Source organism: Tsuneonella dongtanensis (assembly GCF_001698205.1).
Classification (GTDB): domain Bacteria; phylum Pseudomonadota; class Alphaproteobacteria; order Sphingomonadales; family Sphingomonadaceae; genus Tsuneonella; species Tsuneonella dongtanensis.
Window position 1 is genome coordinate 1,396,657 of the sequence record NZ_CP016591.1, and the last position, 16,236, is coordinate 1,412,892.

The 16,236-nt window shown below is 66.5% G+C and carries 13 protein-coding genes and 1 tRNA gene; 6 read left to right on the forward strand and 8 right to left on the reverse strand.

Annotated elements, in window-relative coordinates; genetic code table 11:
- The first annotated feature begins 47 nt into the window (after positions 1–47).
- A complete protein-coding gene (locus tag A6F68_RS06725) occupies positions 48–875 on the forward strand; it encodes a class I SAM-dependent methyltransferase (RefSeq protein ID WP_067677662.1) in 828 nt (275 codons plus the stop codon).
- Between the two features lie 65 nt (positions 876–940).
- Entirely contained in the window at positions 941–3,610 is a 2,670-nt protein-coding gene (gene alaS, locus A6F68_RS06730; protein WP_067677665.1) for an alanine--tRNA ligase, read from the forward strand.
- Positions 3,611–3,626: 16 nt separating this feature from the next.
- Here the strand turns inward: alaS and A6F68_RS15005 are convergent, their stop codons facing one another.
- Complete coding sequence (locus A6F68_RS15005; RefSeq protein ID WP_157096678.1) at positions 3,627–3,791, reverse strand: hypothetical protein; 165 nt, start codon at positions 3,789–3,791, stop codon at positions 3,627–3,629.
- Between the two features lie 41 nt (positions 3,792–3,832).
- Positions 3,833–5,596: a cation:proton antiporter domain-containing protein gene (locus A6F68_RS06735; RefSeq protein ID WP_067677669.1), complete on the reverse strand. Its 1,764-nt coding sequence runs from the start codon at positions 5,594–5,596 to the stop codon at positions 3,833–3,835.
- A gap of 237 nt (positions 5,597–5,833) precedes the next feature.
- On the opposite strand from A6F68_RS06735, the gene A6F68_RS06740 reads away from it, so the two are divergent.
- The 3 genes from A6F68_RS06740 to A6F68_RS06750 all read left to right on the forward strand — a co-directional run bounded on the left by A6F68_RS06740 (position 5,834) and on the right by A6F68_RS06750 (position 9,015).
- The gene (locus tag A6F68_RS06740) at positions 5,834–7,036 is read left to right on the forward strand and encodes an FAD-dependent oxidoreductase (protein WP_067677672.1); all 1,203 of its coding nucleotides are present in this window, start codon (positions 5,834–5,836) and stop codon (positions 7,034–7,036) included.
- 48 nt (positions 7,037–7,084) lie between these two features.
- Complete coding sequence (locus tag A6F68_RS06745; protein ID WP_067677675.1) at positions 7,085–7,471, forward strand: GxxExxY protein; 387 nt, start codon at positions 7,085–7,087, stop codon at positions 7,469–7,471.
- Positions 7,472–7,599: 128 nt separating this feature from the next.
- Positions 7,600–9,015: a B12-binding domain-containing radical SAM protein gene (locus A6F68_RS06750; RefSeq protein WP_067677678.1), complete on the forward strand. Its 1,416-nt coding sequence runs from the start codon at positions 7,600–7,602 to the stop codon at positions 9,013–9,015.
- Here the strand turns inward: A6F68_RS06750 and A6F68_RS06755 are convergent.
- The 4 genes from A6F68_RS06755 to cpdR all read right to left on the reverse strand — a co-directional run bounded on the left by A6F68_RS06755 (position 9,012) and on the right by cpdR (position 12,627).
- Complete coding sequence (locus A6F68_RS06755; RefSeq protein WP_067677681.1) at positions 9,012–10,649, reverse strand: bifunctional GNAT family N-acetyltransferase/carbon-nitrogen hydrolase family protein; 1,638 nt, start codon at positions 10,647–10,649, stop codon at positions 9,012–9,014. The genes A6F68_RS06750 and A6F68_RS06755 overlap by 4 nt on opposite strands.
- 107 nt (positions 10,650–10,756) lie before the next feature.
- Positions 10,757–11,980 carry an NADP-dependent isocitrate dehydrogenase gene (locus tag A6F68_RS06760; RefSeq protein WP_067677684.1) on the reverse strand — a complete coding sequence of 408 codons (1,224 nt, stop codon included), beginning with the start codon at positions 11,978–11,980 and terminating at the stop codon, positions 10,757–10,759.
- A 130-nt stretch (positions 11,981–12,110) separates the two neighbouring features.
- Positions 12,111–12,185 (reverse strand) — tRNA-Val (locus A6F68_RS06765).
- Positions 12,186–12,237: 52 nt separating this feature from the next.
- Complete coding sequence (gene cpdR / locus A6F68_RS06770) at positions 12,238–12,627, reverse strand: cell cycle two-component system response regulator CpdR (RefSeq protein ID WP_067682216.1); 390 nt, start codon at positions 12,625–12,627, stop codon at positions 12,238–12,240.
- 77 nt (positions 12,628–12,704) lie between these two features.
- Here cpdR and A6F68_RS06775 point away from each other — a divergent pair, with 77 nt between their 5' ends.
- Positions 12,705–13,664 (forward strand): N-formylglutamate amidohydrolase, encoded by a 960-nt coding sequence (locus tag A6F68_RS06775; RefSeq protein WP_067677687.1) that lies wholly within the window; start codon positions 12,705–12,707, stop codon positions 13,662–13,664.
- Positions 13,665–13,847: 183 nt separating this feature from the next.
- On the opposite strand, the gene A6F68_RS06780 is transcribed toward A6F68_RS06775, so the two are convergent.
- Positions 13,848–14,633 (reverse strand): SapC family protein, encoded by a 786-nt coding sequence (locus A6F68_RS06780; RefSeq protein WP_067677689.1) that lies wholly within the window; start codon positions 14,631–14,633, stop codon positions 13,848–13,850.
- Between the two features lie 68 nt (positions 14,634–14,701).
- Positions 14,702–16,153, reverse strand: a complete 1,452-nt coding sequence (locus tag A6F68_RS06785) for an FAD-binding oxidoreductase (protein ID WP_067677692.1) — start codon at positions 16,151–16,153, stop codon at positions 14,702–14,704.
- Positions 16,154–16,236 lie beyond the last annotated feature (83 nt).

Here is a 16,236-nt window from a genome sequence, read left to right on the forward strand (position 1 = left end):
TGTCAGATCGTCCGCGACGATTGGGCGCTTGGGCAGCAGGAGGACGGATGACGGGTCGCAGCGACTGGGAGGGCCGTACAGGCCGTAAATGGGCCGACGAATGGCGGCGCACCGACCGCAGCTTCGCGGGCGTCACCCAGCGGCTCCTCGATCGCGCCCGCCAGGCGCCCTTGCGCCAGATCCTCGATGTCGGATGCGGAGCGGGCGAGCTCTCGCTCGCGCTCGCGCGCGAGCATCCGCGTTCCCGCGTCGACGGGGTGGACGTCAGCGAACCGCTTGTCGTCGCGGCTCGTGAGCGGGCCGACACCCTAACGAACGTCCGCTTCACGCTGGCCGACGCCGCAAGCTGGAATCCCGAAGGGGCGGCGCCGGACCTGTTGATTTCCCGTCACGGCGTCATGTTCTTCGACGATCCGGCGGCCGCGTTCGCTCACTTGCGCGCGATTGCGGCACCCTCAGCGAGGTTGCTGTTCTCGTGCTTCCGCGACCGAGCGGAGAATCCGTGGGCGAGCGGTATCGCCGACCTCTTGCCTCCAGGCGTGGCCTCGGTTCCTCCTCCCGGCGCGCCCGGGCCGTTCGCCTTTGCCGATCCCGCTCACGTCGAGGCCATCCTGGCCCAGGCCGGCTGGCGGGAGATCGCCTTCGAAAGGCTCGATTTTGCCTACGTCGCGGGTGCCGGGGGCGATCCGGTCGCCGACGCGCTGACCTATTTCCTCGCCATCGGACCCGCGGCTGCGGCGGCTGCCGAACTGGACCCCGATGCCCGAAGCCATTTCGTCGACCGCCTCGAGCGGTTCCTGACCGACCGCCGCGATGGTTCGATCGTCGCTCTTGAAGCGGCCGCATGGATAGTGAGCGCCATGGCTCCTCTCTAGAGCTGCCATGATTCGACCTTAATTCGCTTGTCGCTCGCGGTCGCAGCAATTACCTGCGGTCGGCCATGACCTCGACCAACGACATCCGCCGCAGTTTCCTCGACTACTTCGCGAGCGCGGGGCATCGCGTCGTGCCGAGCGCCCCGCTCGTGCCGTACAACGACCCGACGCTGATGTTCGTCAACGCCGGCATGGTGCCGTTCAAGAACGTCTTCACCGGGCTCGAGACCCCGCCGAGCGCCACTGCAGCCTCGAGCCAGAAATGCGTCCGCGCAGGCGGAAAGCACAACGACCTCGACAATGTCGGCTACACCGCACGGCATCACACGTTCTTCGAGATGCTCGGTAACTTCAGCTTCGGGGATTACTTCAAGGAGCAGGCGATCACGCACGCGTGGACGCTGCTGACCAGGGAATGGGGCCTCGCGCCCGACCGCCTGACCGCCACCGTCTATCACACCGACGACGAGGCGTTCGACCTCTGGCGCAAGATCAGCGGCCTGCCCGAAGCGCGGATCATCCGCATTCCGACGAAGGACAACTTCTGGGCGATGGGCAGCGATGGTCCGTGCGGACCATGCTCGGAAATCTTCTACGACCACGGCGACCACATATTCGGCGGCCCGCCCGGAAGCCCGGATGAGGACGGCGATCGCTTCGTCGAGATCTGGAACCTCGTGTTCATGCAGTACGAGCAGGCGGCCGACGAGATCGTGGCCGACCTGCCCAAGCCGAGCATCGATACCGGCATGGGCCTCGAGCGTATCGCGGCCGTGATGCAGGGTATCCCGGACAATTACGACACCGACACGTTCAAGGCGCTCATCGGCGCGAGCGAGGGCCTGACCGGTGTCCGGGCCGAGGGCGACCAGAAGGCGAGCCACAGGGTCATCGCCGATCACTTGCGGTCGACCAGCTTCCTTCTGGCCGATGGCGTGCTGCCGTCGAACGAGGGCCGCGGCTATGTCCTGCGGCGCATCATGCGCCGCGCGATGCGTCATGCCCACCTGCTGGGCGCGAAGGAGCCTCTGATGCACCGGCTGGTGCCCGCGCTGGTGGCGGAGATGGGGCAGGCCTATCCTGAGCTTGGCCGCGCGCAGCCGCTCATCGAAGAGACGCTGGAGCGTGAGGAAACCCAGTTCCGTCGGACGCTGGCGAACGGCCTGAAGCTCCTCGACGAAGTGACCGGTTCGATGGGCGAAGGCGGAGAACTCGACGGCGAAACCGCGTTCAAGCTCTACGACACGTACGGCTTTCCGTACGACCTGACCGAGGACGCGCTCCGCAGCCGCGGAATCGCGGTGGAACGGGACGGCTTCGATGCGGCGATGGCCCGGCAAAAGGCCGCTGCGCGCGCGGCTTGGAAGGGGAGCGGGCAAGCCGCCGACGGCGAGCTGTGGTTCGACATCGCCGAGCGCGAAGGCGGCACCGAATTCACCGGTTACACCTCGACCGAGGGGGAAGGGCGCGTCGTGGCCTTGGTACGCGACGGTGCGGAGGTCCAGTCGGCGGGCGCGGGCGAGAGCGTGATCGTGCTCACCAACCAGACCCCGTTCTATGGCGAGAGCGGCGGGCAGTCGGGTGATGCCGGCACCATGACGACCTCGGACGGTTTGAAGATCGCGGTGACCGACACGGGCAAGCCGCTCGGCCGGCTCCATGCGCATCACGGGACGGTCGAAGCGGGCACGATCAAGGTCGGCGACGTCGTCCACCTGTGGGTGGATGCCGACCGGCGTGATCGCATTCGCGCCAACCATTCGGCGACCCACCTCGTTCACGCGGCCTTGCGCCACCGGCTCGGCGAGCACGTGACGCAGAAGGGATCGCTGGTCGCCGACGACCGCTTCCGGTTCGACTTCTCGCATCCCAAGCCGCTTACTGATGAGGACATCGCCGCGGTCGAGGCAGAGGTGAACGCCGAAATCCGCGCCAACGAGACGGTGACCACGCGTCTGATGACTCCCGACGATGCGGTGCAGGCGGGTGCATTGGCGCTGTTCGGCGAAAAGTACGGCGACGAGGTCCGTGTCCTCAGCATGGGCCGTGCGGGCGACGAGGGCCGGCATTACTCGGTCGAATTGTGCGGCGGCACGCACGTGCGTGCGACCGGCGACATCGGCGTGTTCCGCATCGTTTCCGAGAGCGCAGTGTCCAGCGGAGTGCGCCGGATCGAAGCGCTGACCGGCGAAGCGGCGCGCCAATGGCTCGTTGCGCGCGAGGATGCGCTGAAGGAGGCCGCGTCCGCGATCCGTGCCGCGCCCGAAGACGTGCCTGCACGGCTTGCAGCACTGCTCGATGACCGCAAGCGGCTGGAGCGCGAGCTTGCCGAGGCGAAGAAAGCCCTGGCGCTGGGCGGTGGCGGGGCGGGGAAGCCTGCGGTGGCAGACGAGGACGTGGGCGGGGTGAAGTTCTCCGGCCAGGTCATCGAAGGCCTGGAGGCGAAGGCCCTGCGCGGCCTGCTCGACGAAGCCAAGGCGCGGCTCGGTTCTGGGGTCGCGGCAATCGTCGCGGTCAACGACGGGAAGGGCGCGATCGCGGCGGCGGTCACCGACGACCTGACCGACCACATCAGCGCGGTCGACCTCGTCCGCGCAGGCGTCGAGGCACTCGGGGGCAAGGGCGGCGGCGGCCGCGCTGACATGGCGCAGGGCGGTGGCCCTGACGGTTCAAAGGGAGCCGAAGCGATCGAGGCAGTCCGGCGCGCGCTTACCGGCGTCGCCGCAACCACCTGATCGCTTCTGCGGCCAATTAGCCGCGGTGGCCGCTCGCAGCACGAGTGGCAGGGCCGCTGCCTCGAGCGGTATCCTTGACCTGCGTGACGTCGTCGGTGCGCTGGGGGCCCTTGATCGGCCCCTTTTCCTCGCCCGATTGTTCCTTGGGGGCGGCATCCGGCCGCTGCTTGAGATCGCTCATGTGGATTTCCTTTCAACTACCCAACGAACGAGCCAGCGGTTCTATCCGGTCTCGGCAGAGCCGGTCCGCAGCTTGGGCGTGTGTCCGAGGTTCGCCTCGCGCCTGATCTGCTCGCGGAACTCGTCGCGCTTCTCGTGGATCGAGGCGATCACCGGCCCCATCGCGACCCCGAGGTCGACCAGCACCGCCTCGCTCAACTGAAGCGAGCTTTCGAGGGTTTCGGGCACCGCGTGGCTTGCGCCCATCCGGTAGAGGACCGTCGCGTGGTTGAGATCGCGGGCACGGGCGATGATCGGCAATTGCGGGTGCGCCTTGCGCAGCTTCGCGGTCAGCCGCTGCGCTAGTACCGGCTCATCCATGGTCAGGATCACCGCCGGCGCTGTCTCGATGCCCAGCCGGTCCAGCGCCTTGCTTCGCGCAGCATCGCCGAAGGTCGCATTGTAGCCCTTGCGCCTGGCGCGTTCGACCATGTCGGCGTCCGTGTCGATGGCGACGTAGGGCTTGCCGTGGACGAGGAGCATGTCGGCCACCAACCGTCCCACGCGTCCCGCTCCCACTATGATCGCGGGGCTTTCGCCACCCTGGCGCTCAGAGACCTCGGGCGCAGGCTCGACCCGCCGTGCGACGGCGCGGCCGAGACGAGCGAGCAGCGGCGTGACGGTCAGCCCGATAGCGGTGACGATCTGCCAGAACTGGGCGGTCTCGCGGTCGATCAGCAGCGCGGCGGTTGCCGCCGACAGCACGATCAGGGTGGTCTCGCTGGGCGATGCCATGAGCAGGCCCGTCTCGGCCGCGGTGCTGCGGCGGGCGCCCATCAGTCGCAGCAGGATGCTGGTGACCAGCGCCTTCAGCACGAGCACCCCGACGACCGCGACCGCAATCGCGCCGATGTCGTCCCAGACCTTCATCACGTCGATGCTCATCCCGACGGTGATCAGGAAGATGCCCAGCGCCATGCCCTTGAACGGCTCGATGATCCCCTCGACCTCGCCGTGATACTCGGTCTCCGCGATCAGCAGTCCGGCGATCAGCGCGCCGACGATGGGCGACAGGCCGACCGCTGCGGTCGCCAGACTTGCGCCGATCACGACGAGCAGGCTGGCGGCGAGGAACAGCTCGGGGCTCTTGGTCCGCGCCGCCTGCGCGAACAGGCGAGGGAGCGCCAGCCGCCCGATGACGAGCAGCGCGATGACGACCACCAGCCCCTGCCACAGCGTATCGACAAGGCCTTCCCAGCCGTCGGCCTGCGCATAGGGGGCGAGTGCGCCGAGCACGAAGATCATCGGCACGATGGCGATGTCTTCGAACAAGAGCATCGACAGCGCGGCACGGCCGACCGGACTCGATGTGCCGGAGATCGGCAGAACGATCGCGGTGGATGAGAGCGCGAGCGCAAAGCCGAGCGCCAGCGCGGCCGTGGTCCCCTGTCCGCTCACGGTGAAAACACCTGCGAGCAGCGCACCTATGATGAGCAGTTCAAGCGCGCCAAGGCCGAACACCAGTTTGCGCATGGTCCACAGGCGATTGAACGACAGTTCGAGGCCGATGGTGAACAGCAGCAGGATGATTCCGAATTCGGCGAAGGGCACGAGCGCTTCGGGCTCTGTGATCGTCACATGGTAGAGCCACGGCGCCTGCGGCACGAGCCGGCCGAGGCCGAAGGGCCCGACAAGGATGCCGATGAGGATGAAGCCGATGACGGGCGTGATGCGGAACCGGTGGAAGACCGGGATGACGATGCCGGCCGCGCCGAGGATCACCAGCGCGTCGGACAAGGTTGTCGAATGGGTCAGGCCTTCGGTCATCCGTGCGGCCCCGCTGTCACAGTCATCCCCATGTTTCGAAAAACTCCCGCGACCCGGATCCCATCCGTAAACCGGCAGGATCGGGCGTTGGATTCGTGACCTTCGGGGCGGGAGGCCTCCGGGGCGGGCAGTAAGAGAAACGGTGGGATGGAGAACATGGCGACCGTGCTAGCCGCTCAGGCCCCGAGTAGGAAAATCAAATGTTCTTTGGGCGGGTAATCCGATAGTCCGGACGGCATGGAATCCGATGTCGTCGTCGTCGGGGGCGGGCCCGCCGGAATGATGGCTGCGCTGCTGCTTGCGCGCGCGGGCGTGGGCGTGACGGTGCTCGAGAAACACGGCGACTTCTTCCGCGATTTCCGTGGCGACACCGTCCATCCCTCGACCATGCAGTTGCTCGACGAAATGGGCATGCTGGACCGCTTTCTCGCGCGGCCGCACAACCGGCTCGACCATGCGGAAATCTGGTACAACGAACGCAAGCTCATGATCGGCGACCTGCGGCAGCTGGACATGCCCGCGCCGTTCATCGCGATGATGCCGCAGTGGGAGTTCCTCGACTTCCTGCGCGAGGAGCTTCGCGCCTTTCCGCGCTTCGCCCTGCGGATGGAGGCGGAAGTCACGGGCATGATCGAGGAAGGCGGGCGCACAGTCGGCGTGCGCCTCGCCGATGGCAGCGAGATCCGCGCACGCCACCTCGTCCTGCGCTGCGACGGCCGCGATTCCAGCGTGCGGGAAGTGCTGCCGCTCGAATCGCTCGGGGCCCCGATCGACGTGTTCTGGTTCGCCGTCCCCAAGGCGGGGGCCGGGACGGCACTGCGCGGGGTAATCCGCGGATATCGCCTGTTCGTCCTGATCGACCGCGGCGATTACTGGCAATGCGCGTCGGTCATCGCCAAGGGCGGCGCGGAAGCGGTCAAGGAGCGCGGGATCGAGGCCTTTCGCGACGACGTGCGCATGGCCCTGCCCGAAGTCGATACGATCGACGAGGCGCTGCCCGACTGGAGCGCGGTGCGCCTGCTGTCGGTAGCGCTCGACCGGCTGACCGAATGGTCGCGCCCGGGTCTGCTCGCGATCGGCGATGCGGCGCACGCGATGAGCCCCGTCGGCGGGATCGGCATCAATCTCGCGATCCAGGATGCGGTGGCCACGGCGAACCTGCTCGCCGCGCCGCTGGCGCGCGGAGAAAACGTCGATGCGCTGCTGCCGAAGGTGCAGGACCGCCGGATGTGGCCCACCAAGGTGATCCAGGGCTTCCAGCGCGCCGCGCACGAGCGCGTCCTGCAACCGCTGATCGAAGGCCGCGCCGGCGTCCCGCTCGAACCGCCGCTCCCTCTGCGCCTGCTAAACCGGTTCCCGCTTCTGCGCCGCATTCCCGGTTACTTCATCGGCCACGGCATCCGTCAGGAACACGTGCGGTCGCCGCAACTGTCGTCTTGAGAGAAATTTTCGCTCGCAGAGGCGCGGAGGCGCAGAGAGGGTTCGATTATGGTCGCGGTCGACGAAATAAGCGGGAGTGTGGTCGATGAATGCATTCGCATTCACCGGGAATTGGGTCCGGGACTGCTCGAGAGCGTTTACGAAACCGTGCTGGAGGCGGCATTACGCCGCCGTGGACTTGAGGTCGCCCGGCAGGTGCCGATCGATATCGATTACGCTGGTCTTTCCATCCCAGCCGCGTTTCGCGTCGACCTGCTTGTCGAGGGTGTCTTGATCGTCGAAGTCAAATCGGTGGAGCGTTTGAGCAATCTTCACGCAAAGCAGCTCCTTACATATCTGCGTCTGACCGACCGCCAGGTCGGTCTCCTTCTCAATTTCTCCGGGGAAACGATGAAGGAAGGCATCCGCCGCGTCGTGAACAACCATTCGCGCTGAAAGCAATCCTCTGCGCCTCAGCGCCTCTGCGAGCGCAAATCGAAATTTTTCAGCGGGCCCTCATTTTCCGCTCATGCCCCTCATCGCGTGACCGTCCAGGTCGGCGTCTCCCCGCAAGGAGATGCCCGATGCACGTCAAGATGATCCTCCCCGCGCTCACGGAGGCCAGGAGTCCGCTGTTCCGCCCGATCAAGTATTCGCTGTTCCCGCCGCTGGGGCTGGCGACGCTCGCCGGGTTCCTGCCGCAGGAATGGCACGTGGAACTGGTCGACGACCACGTCGAACGGCTGCGGACCGACGATGCGCCCGACCTCGTGGTGATCCAAGTCTACATCACCAACGCCTATCGCGCCTATGCGATCGCCGACCATTATCGCGCGAAGGGGTGTTACGTCGTGCTCGGCGGGCTGCATGTGACCTCGCTTCCGGAAGAGGCGGCCGCCCACGCCGACACGATCTTCATCGGGCCGGGCGAGCAGACATTTCCCTGCTTCCTGCGGGACTGGCGGGCCGGCCATGCCAGCGCTCGCTACATTTCCGGCGGCGGGCGGACGATCGAGGGAATACCCCGGGTACGCCGCGACCTCATCAAGCGGCAGCTCTATCTCGTGCCGAACTCGATCGTCGTCACGCGCGGCTGTCCGCAGCACTGTTCGTTCTGTTACAAGGACGCGTTCTTCGCCGGGGGTCGCGGGTTCTACACCCAGCGGATCGATGAAGCGCTGGGCGAGATTGAGCGCCTGCCGGGCAAGCACCTCTATTTCCTCGACGACCACCTGCTCGGCGACCGGCGCTTTGCCGAAGGGCTGTTCGAGGGGATGCGCGGGATGGGCCGCCTTTTCCAGGGCGCGGCGACGGTGGACAGCGTGCTGCGCGGCGAACTCATCGAGAAGGCGGCGGAGGCTGGCCTGAGGAGCCTGTTCGTCGGTTTCGAGACCTTCAGCCCGCAGAACCTCAAGGACAGCAACAAGAAGCAGAACCTCGCGCGCGACTACGCCCAGGTGACGCGGCGCCTTTCCGATCTCGGCATCATGATCAACGGCAGTTTCGTGTTCGGGATGGACGATGACGGTCCGGACGTGTTCGACCGGACGGTCGACTGGGCGGTGCGGCATGGCGTCACCACCGCGACGTTCCACATCCAGACGCCCTATCCCGGCACCGCGCTTCATCGCGAAATGACCGCGCAGGGAAGGATCACGACGCAGGACTGGGACCTCTACGATACGCGCCACGTGGTCTATCGGCCCGCGAAGCTGTCGCCGGAGGCGCTCGAGGCGGGGTACTGGCGTGCCTACAGGACGTTCTACGGCTGGGCCAACATCGCCCGCGGCGCGCTGAGCCACGAGACCGCCAAGCACAGCCTCAAGCACTTCGCCTACGCGGCTGGCTGGAAGAAGTTCGAGCCGCTGTGGGACGTCGTGATCAAGGCCAGGCGGCTGGGCGCGATGACGCCCGTGCTAGAAGGCGTGCTGTCGAAGGTGACGAAGAAGGGCAGGGCCGCGCCCGCTCCGCGACGGAGTGCGCAGCCAGCGCTGCGCTAGCCGCCGCCGGGTCCGTGGGGCCCGCCCAGCGGCTCGCGGCGGGGGCGGGGCTTGCCGGGGTGCTTGCCGTGCTCGTCCCACTCGATCCGGTAGAGATCGAACCGGCGGTCGGCGAGGTTGCGCACCGTGCCTTCGGCGCGGGCCCATGAAAGGTCGGCAAGGTTGATGTCGCTGATCGTCAGGGTCTCGACGTTCTCGGTCGCTTCCGCCGCAATGCCGTCGCGCGCGAAGGGGAAGTCGCAAGGCGTCAGGATGCAGCTCTGCGCGTACTGGATGTCCATGTTGCCGACGTTGGGCAGGTTGCCGACGTTGCCGCTGAGGACCACGAAGCACTGGTTCTCGATCGCACGCGCCTGCCCGCAATAGCGCACCCGCAGGTAGCCCTGCCGGCTGTCGGTGCAGAACGGCACGAAGATGATGCGCGCGCCCTCGTCGGCGAGGCGGCGGCTGAGTTCGGGGAACTCGCTGTCGTAGCAAATCTGCACCCCGATCGGGCCGCAGTCGGTCTGGATCACGTCGATCTTGTCGCCGCCCTTGATGTTCCACCAGTACCGCTCGTTGGGGGTGGGGTGGATCTTTTCCTGCTCGTGCACCGACCCGTCGCGCAGACAGACGTAGGCGACGTTGTGGATGTCGCCGTCGTCCATCATCGTCGGATGGCTGCCGGCGATGATGTTGATGTTGAACCGCATCGCCATGTCGGAAATGTCGGTCTTGAGGCGCGGGGTGTATTCGCTCAGGCGCTCGATCGCCTCGACGGGCGAAAGTTCCTTTTCCTCGTAGCTCAGTAGCATCAGCGTGAAGAGTTCGGGAAAGAGGATGAAGTCCGCCTCGTAATCGCTTGCGACGTCGACGAAATAGCGGACGGTGGAGAGGAACTCGTCGTAGTCCTTCACCGCGCGCGCCTGGAGCTGGCAGGTGGCGACGCGCACGCTCTCCACACCGCGCGGCAGGCGCTTCTTGGCGGGCTGGTCGCTTTCCACGTAGGGGTTGCGCCAGACCATCATCACGGCGTTGGCTTCCGATGCCTTGTCCTCGGGCAGGTAGTTTTCCAGCACGCGCTCGGGCTCGAACCCGTTGGCGAGCTGGAAGCGCAGGACGGGATCGTGCAGCTTGCCCGCGACGACCTGGTCGAGGTAGTCCTGCGGCCCCGAGACCTTGCGCTTGGCGCGGCGGTATCCCGGCATCCGGCCCGCGAAGATGATGCCCTGGAGGTCGCGCTCTTCCGCCAATGCGCGGCGTTCCTCGTAGAGCCGCCGGCCGATGCGCACACCGCGAACCTTGGGGTCGACGCACATCTCGTAGCCGTAGAGCCAGTCGCCGGTCGGGTCGTGGCGGCTGCCGAAGCCGTTGCCGGTGATTTCGTCCCAGTCGTGGTCCTGGAACGCGAGCCCCTCGGCCACCTGCATCGTCGCGCAATAGCCCACCACCTGCTCGTCGAGCAGCGCGACGAAGCATCCCTCGCGGAAATTGTTGATCTGCCCGCGGATCTCGCCGTGGGTATAGGCGGGCATGTCGTCGTAGACGCGGCGGACGAGCGCGGCGATGCCGGGAATGTCCTTGGCCCGCGCATTGCGGATCTCGAGCCGGCGCTGGCCGAATTTCTCGCTCTTCTTTCGGGGCGTGCGGGCCATGGTCTTCCTTGCGTTCGAATACGAAAGGACCGGGTGCAGCCTCAGGCCGACCCGGTCCCAATGGTCATGCAATGACCCAGCGGCGCGTTGGTTTCACCCTCGAGGCATCACGCCCAGGCGGCCATTTCCTTCTCGAGGTTCTCGACGATCGCCTCGAAGAATTTCTCGGTGGTCATCCAGGGCTGTTCGGGGCCGATGAGGAGCGCCAGGTCCTTGGTCATCTTGCCGCTCTCGACGGTCTCGATGCAGACGCGCTCGAGCGTCTCGGCGAACTTAACCACCTCGGGCGTGCCGTCGAACTTGCCGCGGTAGCTGAGCCCTTGCGTCCAGGCGAAGATGCTGGCGATCGGGTTGGTGCTGGTCGCCTTGCCCTGCTGGTGCTGGCGGTAGTGGCGGGTGACGGTGCCGTGGGCGGCCTCCGCCTCGACGGTCTTGCCGTCGGGCGCCATGAGGACCGAAGTCATCAGGCCGAGCGAGCCGAAGCCCTGCGCGACGGTATCCGACTGCACGTCGCCGTCGTAGTTCTTGCACGCCCACACGAACTTGCCCGACCACTTGAGCGCCGAGGCGACCATGTCGTCGATCAGGCGGTGCTCGTAGACGATGCCCTTCTCCTTGAACTTCGCCGCGAAGCCCTCGGTGTCGAAGACCTCCTGGAACAGGTCCTTGAAGCGCCCGTCGTAGGCCTTCATGATCGTGTTCTTGGTCGAAAGGTATACCGGCCAGCCGAGGTTGAGACCGTAGTTGAAGCTGGCGCGGGCGAAGTCGCGGATCGAATCGTCGAGGTTGTACATTGCCATCGCAACGCCGGCGCTGGGGAAGTCGAACACGTCGAGGTCGATCTTGGTGCCGTCCTCGCCGTCGAACACCAGGCGCAGCTTGCCGGGACCGGGGATCAGCGTGTCGGTCGCGCGGTACTGGTCGCCGAAGGCATGGCGTCCCACGACGATCGGGTCGGTCCAGCCCGGCACCAGCCGCGGCACGTTGGAAATGACGATCGGTTCGCGGAAAACCACGCCGCCGAGGATGTTGCGGATCGTGCCGTTGGGGCTCTTCCACATCTTCTTGAGGCCGAATTCCTCGACCCGTGCCTCGTCCGGGGTGATCGTCGCGCACTTCACGCCCACGCCGCAGGCCTTGATGGCATTGGCGCAATCGACGGTGACCTTGTCGTCGGTCGCGTCGCGGTTTTCGATCGACAGGTCGTAATACTGGAGGTCCACGTCGAGGTAGGGCAGGATCAGCCGCTCGCGGATCCATTGCCAGATGATGCGGGTCATCTCGTCGCCGTCGATCTCGACGACCGGGTTCGCTACCTTGATTTTCGCCATGTCGGTCCTGCTGTGTGAAGGTGTGCGCGCGCTTTAGCAGGGCGGGGCGGGGGTGCAAGGCCAGCCCCGATCGCACGGCGCCGAAACGCAAAAGGCGCCGCTTGCGCGACGCCTTTTCGTTGGGCCCCGATGGTGGGCGTAGGAAGGATTGAACTTCCGACCCCTACGATGTCAACATAGTGCTCTACCACTGAGCTATACGCCCACACCATCGAGCGGAGGGCCATCTAGCGACGGTCCCGCCAAGTGGCAAGTGGTCAGATGCGCGCGACGGCTTCCGAGTGGAACATCCGGTCGACTTCGAGCACCAGGTCCTTGAGATGGAACGGTTTCGACAGGACCTTGGCGCGCGGCTGCTCGCGGCTGGCCTTCAGCGTGACCGCGGCGAACCCGGTGATGAACATCACCTTCGTCGCCGGCGACACCTCGTTGCAGCGCTGGGCCAGCTCGATCCCGTCCATCTCGGGCATGACGATGTCCGACAGCAGCAGGTCGAAATGCGACGATTCGAGGTGCGGTATCGCCTCGGTCCCGCGATCGACGGCGACAACGGAATATCCGGCGTTCTCGAGTGCGCGCGCAAGATAGGTGCGCATCGCTTCCTCATCCTCTGCGAGCAGGATGCGAATCTGGGGCTGGTCGTTCATGGGCAGGACCATACGCCGATGCGATTAAGAAATCTTTCGCGCGCAGCCGAGCGAGCTGCTTTGACACAGGCCTTTGCATGATTACTTCTGCGGTCATGGACGGCGGCACGGCAATCGGCGGCATCGAAGGCGAGGGCGGGGGCGAAATCCCCGGCAGCGCCGTGCCGGCTTTCACGCTTCGCCGCCCCGCCGGTGCGCCGATCCCGGTGCTGATCGCTGCGCCCCACGGCGGCAAGACCTACCCCCCGCAGCTGATCGAACGGATGCGCGACGCGGAGTTTGCCGCGCTGCGGCTGGAGGACCGCCATGTCGATCGCCTGGCTGATGCAGTCGCCTCGGCGACCGGCGCCGCGCTGCTCGTCGCCAATGCGCCGCGCGCGATGCTCGACCTCAACCGTGCGACGGACGACATGGACTGGTCGATGGTCGCTGAAGGAGCGCCGAATGGCGTGCGCCATTCCGCAGCGAATCGCCGTGCGCGAAGCGGGCTGGGGCTGGTTCCGCGCCGACTGACCGGCCTGGGCGAGATCTGGAAGAACCGGCTGGACCGGGAAGAGCTGGAGGCGCGGATCGCCGGTGTTCACGCGCCCTATCACGCGGCGCTCGCCGGGGCGCTGGAGGATCTGCGCGACCGGTGGGGCGCGGTGCTGCTGATCGACCTGCATTCGATGCCCCCGCTTGCCACGCGGCCAGGCGAGCAGCGTCCGGGCGAGTTCGTGATCGGCGACCGGTTCGGGGCGAGCTGCCAGCACCGGCTGGTCCGGTCGGCCTTTGCCTTCTTCGAGCGGCACGACCGCGTGGCGCTGCACAACCGGCCCTATGCGGGTGGCTACGTTCTCGACCGCCATGCGCTTCCTGCGCGCGGTATCCATGCGCTGCAGATAGAGGTGTGCCGGACGAGCTACCTCGATGCGCGATTCGCCGAACCGAGTGGGCGCTTCGCAGGCGTCGCCCGGACGCTGGCCGGACTGGTCCGCGCACTGGCCAGCGAAGTCGCCGACATGGGCGGCGCAAGGCTGCCGCTGGCGGCGGAGTAGGCACCAAGAAAAAACCACCTGGTGCATCGCACCAGGTGGCCAAGGTTCAGGGAGGAGGTGCACCGAAGTGCACCAAGTCCGGACCGGCCATGAGGGAAGCGCGATCCAGATGAACTGTAAGTAGTCTCGGGAGAGACCGGTTTCAAGCCCCGTCCGACCGTGCGGACGGGGCGTTTCGTCGCCTCAGGCGTTGGCTGACGCAGCCTGAAGAGATGCCATCTTGCCCTGGGCGACCTGGCGCCCGAAAATGATCCGCATCCGGTCGAGCGAGAACAGGTGGGCATAGATCAGCGCCAGCATCCCGTTGCCGTTCCATTCGTTGACCAGCTCGGCATCAAGCGCGCGCAGCTTTTCCTCGTTGATCATGCCGAACCCGCGATAAACGAACGGAGCGTCGGGCTTGTCGTTCTGCGTAATCGCGATTTCTCCGTCCATGATGAGGTCGTGCTTCTTGAGCGCCTCCATGAAGGTCTGCGTTTTGGCGCCAGCCTGTTCGAATTGCTCGCAGAATTCGAGCGCGGCCTTTACCGGGTCGGCCGGCTGGCCATCGTCGGCGAACAGCGCCTCGCCATCCTTGTGCGCGCCGATTGCCTTGCAGGTCGGATCGAAACATAGAGAAAGCTCTTGCGCATCGGGCGTAAGCTTGGCCAGCATGTAGGGATAGCGGCGCGCATAAGCCGGAAGATAGAAATCGCCGACAGGCTTGCCTTCGTCGTCGATGAAGGTGTTTACGCCCTCGTTCATGCCCATGAGCGCCAGCGGCACCGGGTCATCGCCGGCGCTAAAAATGATCGGGAAGTCACGCTGCGCCTGGATGAACTCCTCGGCGGTCAGCGGCACGGCGTGCTGGTTCTTCAGCCAGTCGATCGATTCAAGCGGACGGGCGCGCCACTTGGCGTGGTCGCGGCTGTTGAGCGGCATGAGGTCGTTGTAGAACAGGGGAAGGCTGGGCTGCGGCGCGCTGGCCATGATGACTCTCCGGTGAGCTGAATTTCGGTTCGCGCGAGCGCAGGGGGCCGCGCACGGAAGGGCGCGCTTTAGTTGGTGGCGTCCACGGGCGCAAGCGGGACGAGTTTTCCCGGGTTGAGAAGCCCTTGCGGATCGAGCGCGTCCTTGACGCGGCGCATCATCGCCAGCGCGACGGGATCGCCCAGCTTTTCCAGCGCGTCGCGCTTCAACTGCCCGATGCCGTGCTCCGCGCTGATCGATCCGTTCCATTCGGTGACGAGGGCATAGACCTGGTCGCTGATCGCCTTGCCGTCGCCGGTCTGCCACTCCAGCGGGTCGACTCCCGGCGGCGCAATGACGTGGAAGTGGATATTTCCATCGCCCAGGTGGCCGAATGCGACCGCGCGGCTGCCGGGCCACGTAGCCTCCATCAGCGGCACCGCTGTGTCGACGAAGGCCGGCATCCGCTCGACCGCGACCGAGATGTCGTGCTGGACCGCGGGCCCCTGGGCCCGCTCGGCCGGGGCGATTGAATCGCGCAAGGCCCAGAACGCTTCGGCCTGCGTCTCGCTGGCGGCGATCGCGGCATCTTCGATCAGGCCGGCCTCGAACGCGCGTCCCAGCAGGTTCTCGGCAAGATCGGGCAGCCCATCGGCGCCGGACCCGTCCGCGACAAGCTCGATCAGCGCGTGCCATTCGTGCCGGCCGCCGAGCGGGGCGCGGGCTCCGGGAAGGTGCGCCACCACGTTGTCGAGCGTGTGCTGGGGCATGACCTCGAAGCCCTCGAGCGCGTCGCCGGCAATCTCCTGGGCATGGAGGAGCAGTGCGCGTGCCCCTTCGAGAGAGGGCACGCCGGCCCACAGCACGCGCCGCTCGGCGATCGCGGGCAGGAGGCGCAGCGTCGCCGCCGTAACGATGCCGAGCGTACCTTCGGACCCGATCAGGAGCTGCTTGAGGTCGAACCCGCGGTTGTCCTTCTTGAGAGGGACGAGCGCGGAAAAGACGCTGCCGTCGGCGAGCACGGCCTCGATTCCGAGCACCTGGGCGCGCATCGATCCGTGGCGCAGGACCTGCGTCCCCCCGGCGTTGGTCGAGATCAGGCCGCCCACCGTCGCAGACCCCTTGCCGCCGAGGGTAAGGGGGAAGCGCAGTCCCTTCTTCTCGACCGCTTCGTGCAGGGTCTGAAGGACCACGCCTGCCTCGCAGACGATCTGCTTCGCCTCGGCATCGAACGAGCGGATCGCGGCCATCCGCCGCAGCGAAAGCAACAGCGCGTCGCCTTCCGGGTCGGGCGTGGCGCCGCCGCACATCCCGCTGTTGCCGCCTTGCGGTACGATCGGCACCCCGTGGCGGCCGCACAACCGGACCAGCGCGGCCACTTCCGCGGTCGATGCGGGGGATGCCATCGCGAGCGCGCGCCCGGTGAACCGCCCGCGCCAGTCGGTCAGCCAGGGCGCGAGAAGGTCGGGGTCTCCGGTCAGGCCCCGCGGCCCGAGCAGGTCTGCGGCTTCGGCAAGAAAGGCGGAGCGGTCGGTCGGCATCGTCTCGCTATGACACGACGCGGCCCGGGGATGCCAGCACTTCGGAGGGTTCCGCTTGCGGATTAAGCCGCTATTCAAGCGCG

Bases quoted from the DNA above. Each gene is read 5' to 3' on its own strand.
- A6F68_RS06725 (WP_067677662.1), top strand. From the start codon at position 48: ATGACGGGTCGCAGCGACTGGGAGGGCCGTACAGGCCGTAAATGGGCC.
- alaS (WP_067677665.1), top strand. From the start codon at position 941: ATGACCTCGACCAACGACATCCGCCGCAGTTTCCTCGACTACTTCGCG.
- A6F68_RS15005 (WP_157096678.1), bottom strand. From the start codon at position 3,791: ATGAGCGATCTCAAGCAGCGGCCGGATGCCGCCCCCAAGGAACAATCG.
- A6F68_RS06735 (WP_067677669.1), bottom strand. From the start codon at position 5,596: ATGACCGAAGGCCTGACCCATTCGACAACCTTGTCCGACGCGCTGGTG.
- A6F68_RS06740 (WP_067677672.1), top strand. From the start codon at position 5,834: ATGGAATCCGATGTCGTCGTCGTCGGGGGCGGGCCCGCCGGAATGATG.
- A6F68_RS06745 (WP_067677675.1), top strand. From the start codon at position 7,085: ATGGTCGCGGTCGACGAAATAAGCGGGAGTGTGGTCGATGAATGCATT.
- A6F68_RS06750 (WP_067677678.1), top strand. From the start codon at position 7,600: ATGCACGTCAAGATGATCCTCCCCGCGCTCACGGAGGCCAGGAGTCCG.
- A6F68_RS06755 (WP_067677681.1), bottom strand. From the start codon at position 10,649: ATGGCCCGCACGCCCCGAAAGAAGAGCGAGAAATTCGGCCAGCGCCGG.
- A6F68_RS06760 (WP_067677684.1), bottom strand. From the start codon at position 11,980: ATGGCGAAAATCAAGGTAGCGAACCCGGTCGTCGAGATCGACGGCGAC.
- cpdR (WP_067682216.1), bottom strand. From the start codon at position 12,627: ATGAACGACCAGCCCCAGATTCGCATCCTGCTCGCAGAGGATGAGGAA.
- A6F68_RS06775 (WP_067677687.1), top strand. From the start codon at position 12,705: ATGATTACTTCTGCGGTCATGGACGGCGGCACGGCAATCGGCGGCATC.
- A6F68_RS06780 (WP_067677689.1), bottom strand. From the start codon at position 14,633: ATGGCCAGCGCGCCGCAGCCCAGCCTTCCCCTGTTCTACAACGACCTC.
- A6F68_RS06785 (WP_067677692.1), bottom strand. From the start codon at position 16,153: ATGCCGACCGACCGCTCCGCCTTTCTTGCCGAAGCCGCAGACCTGCTC.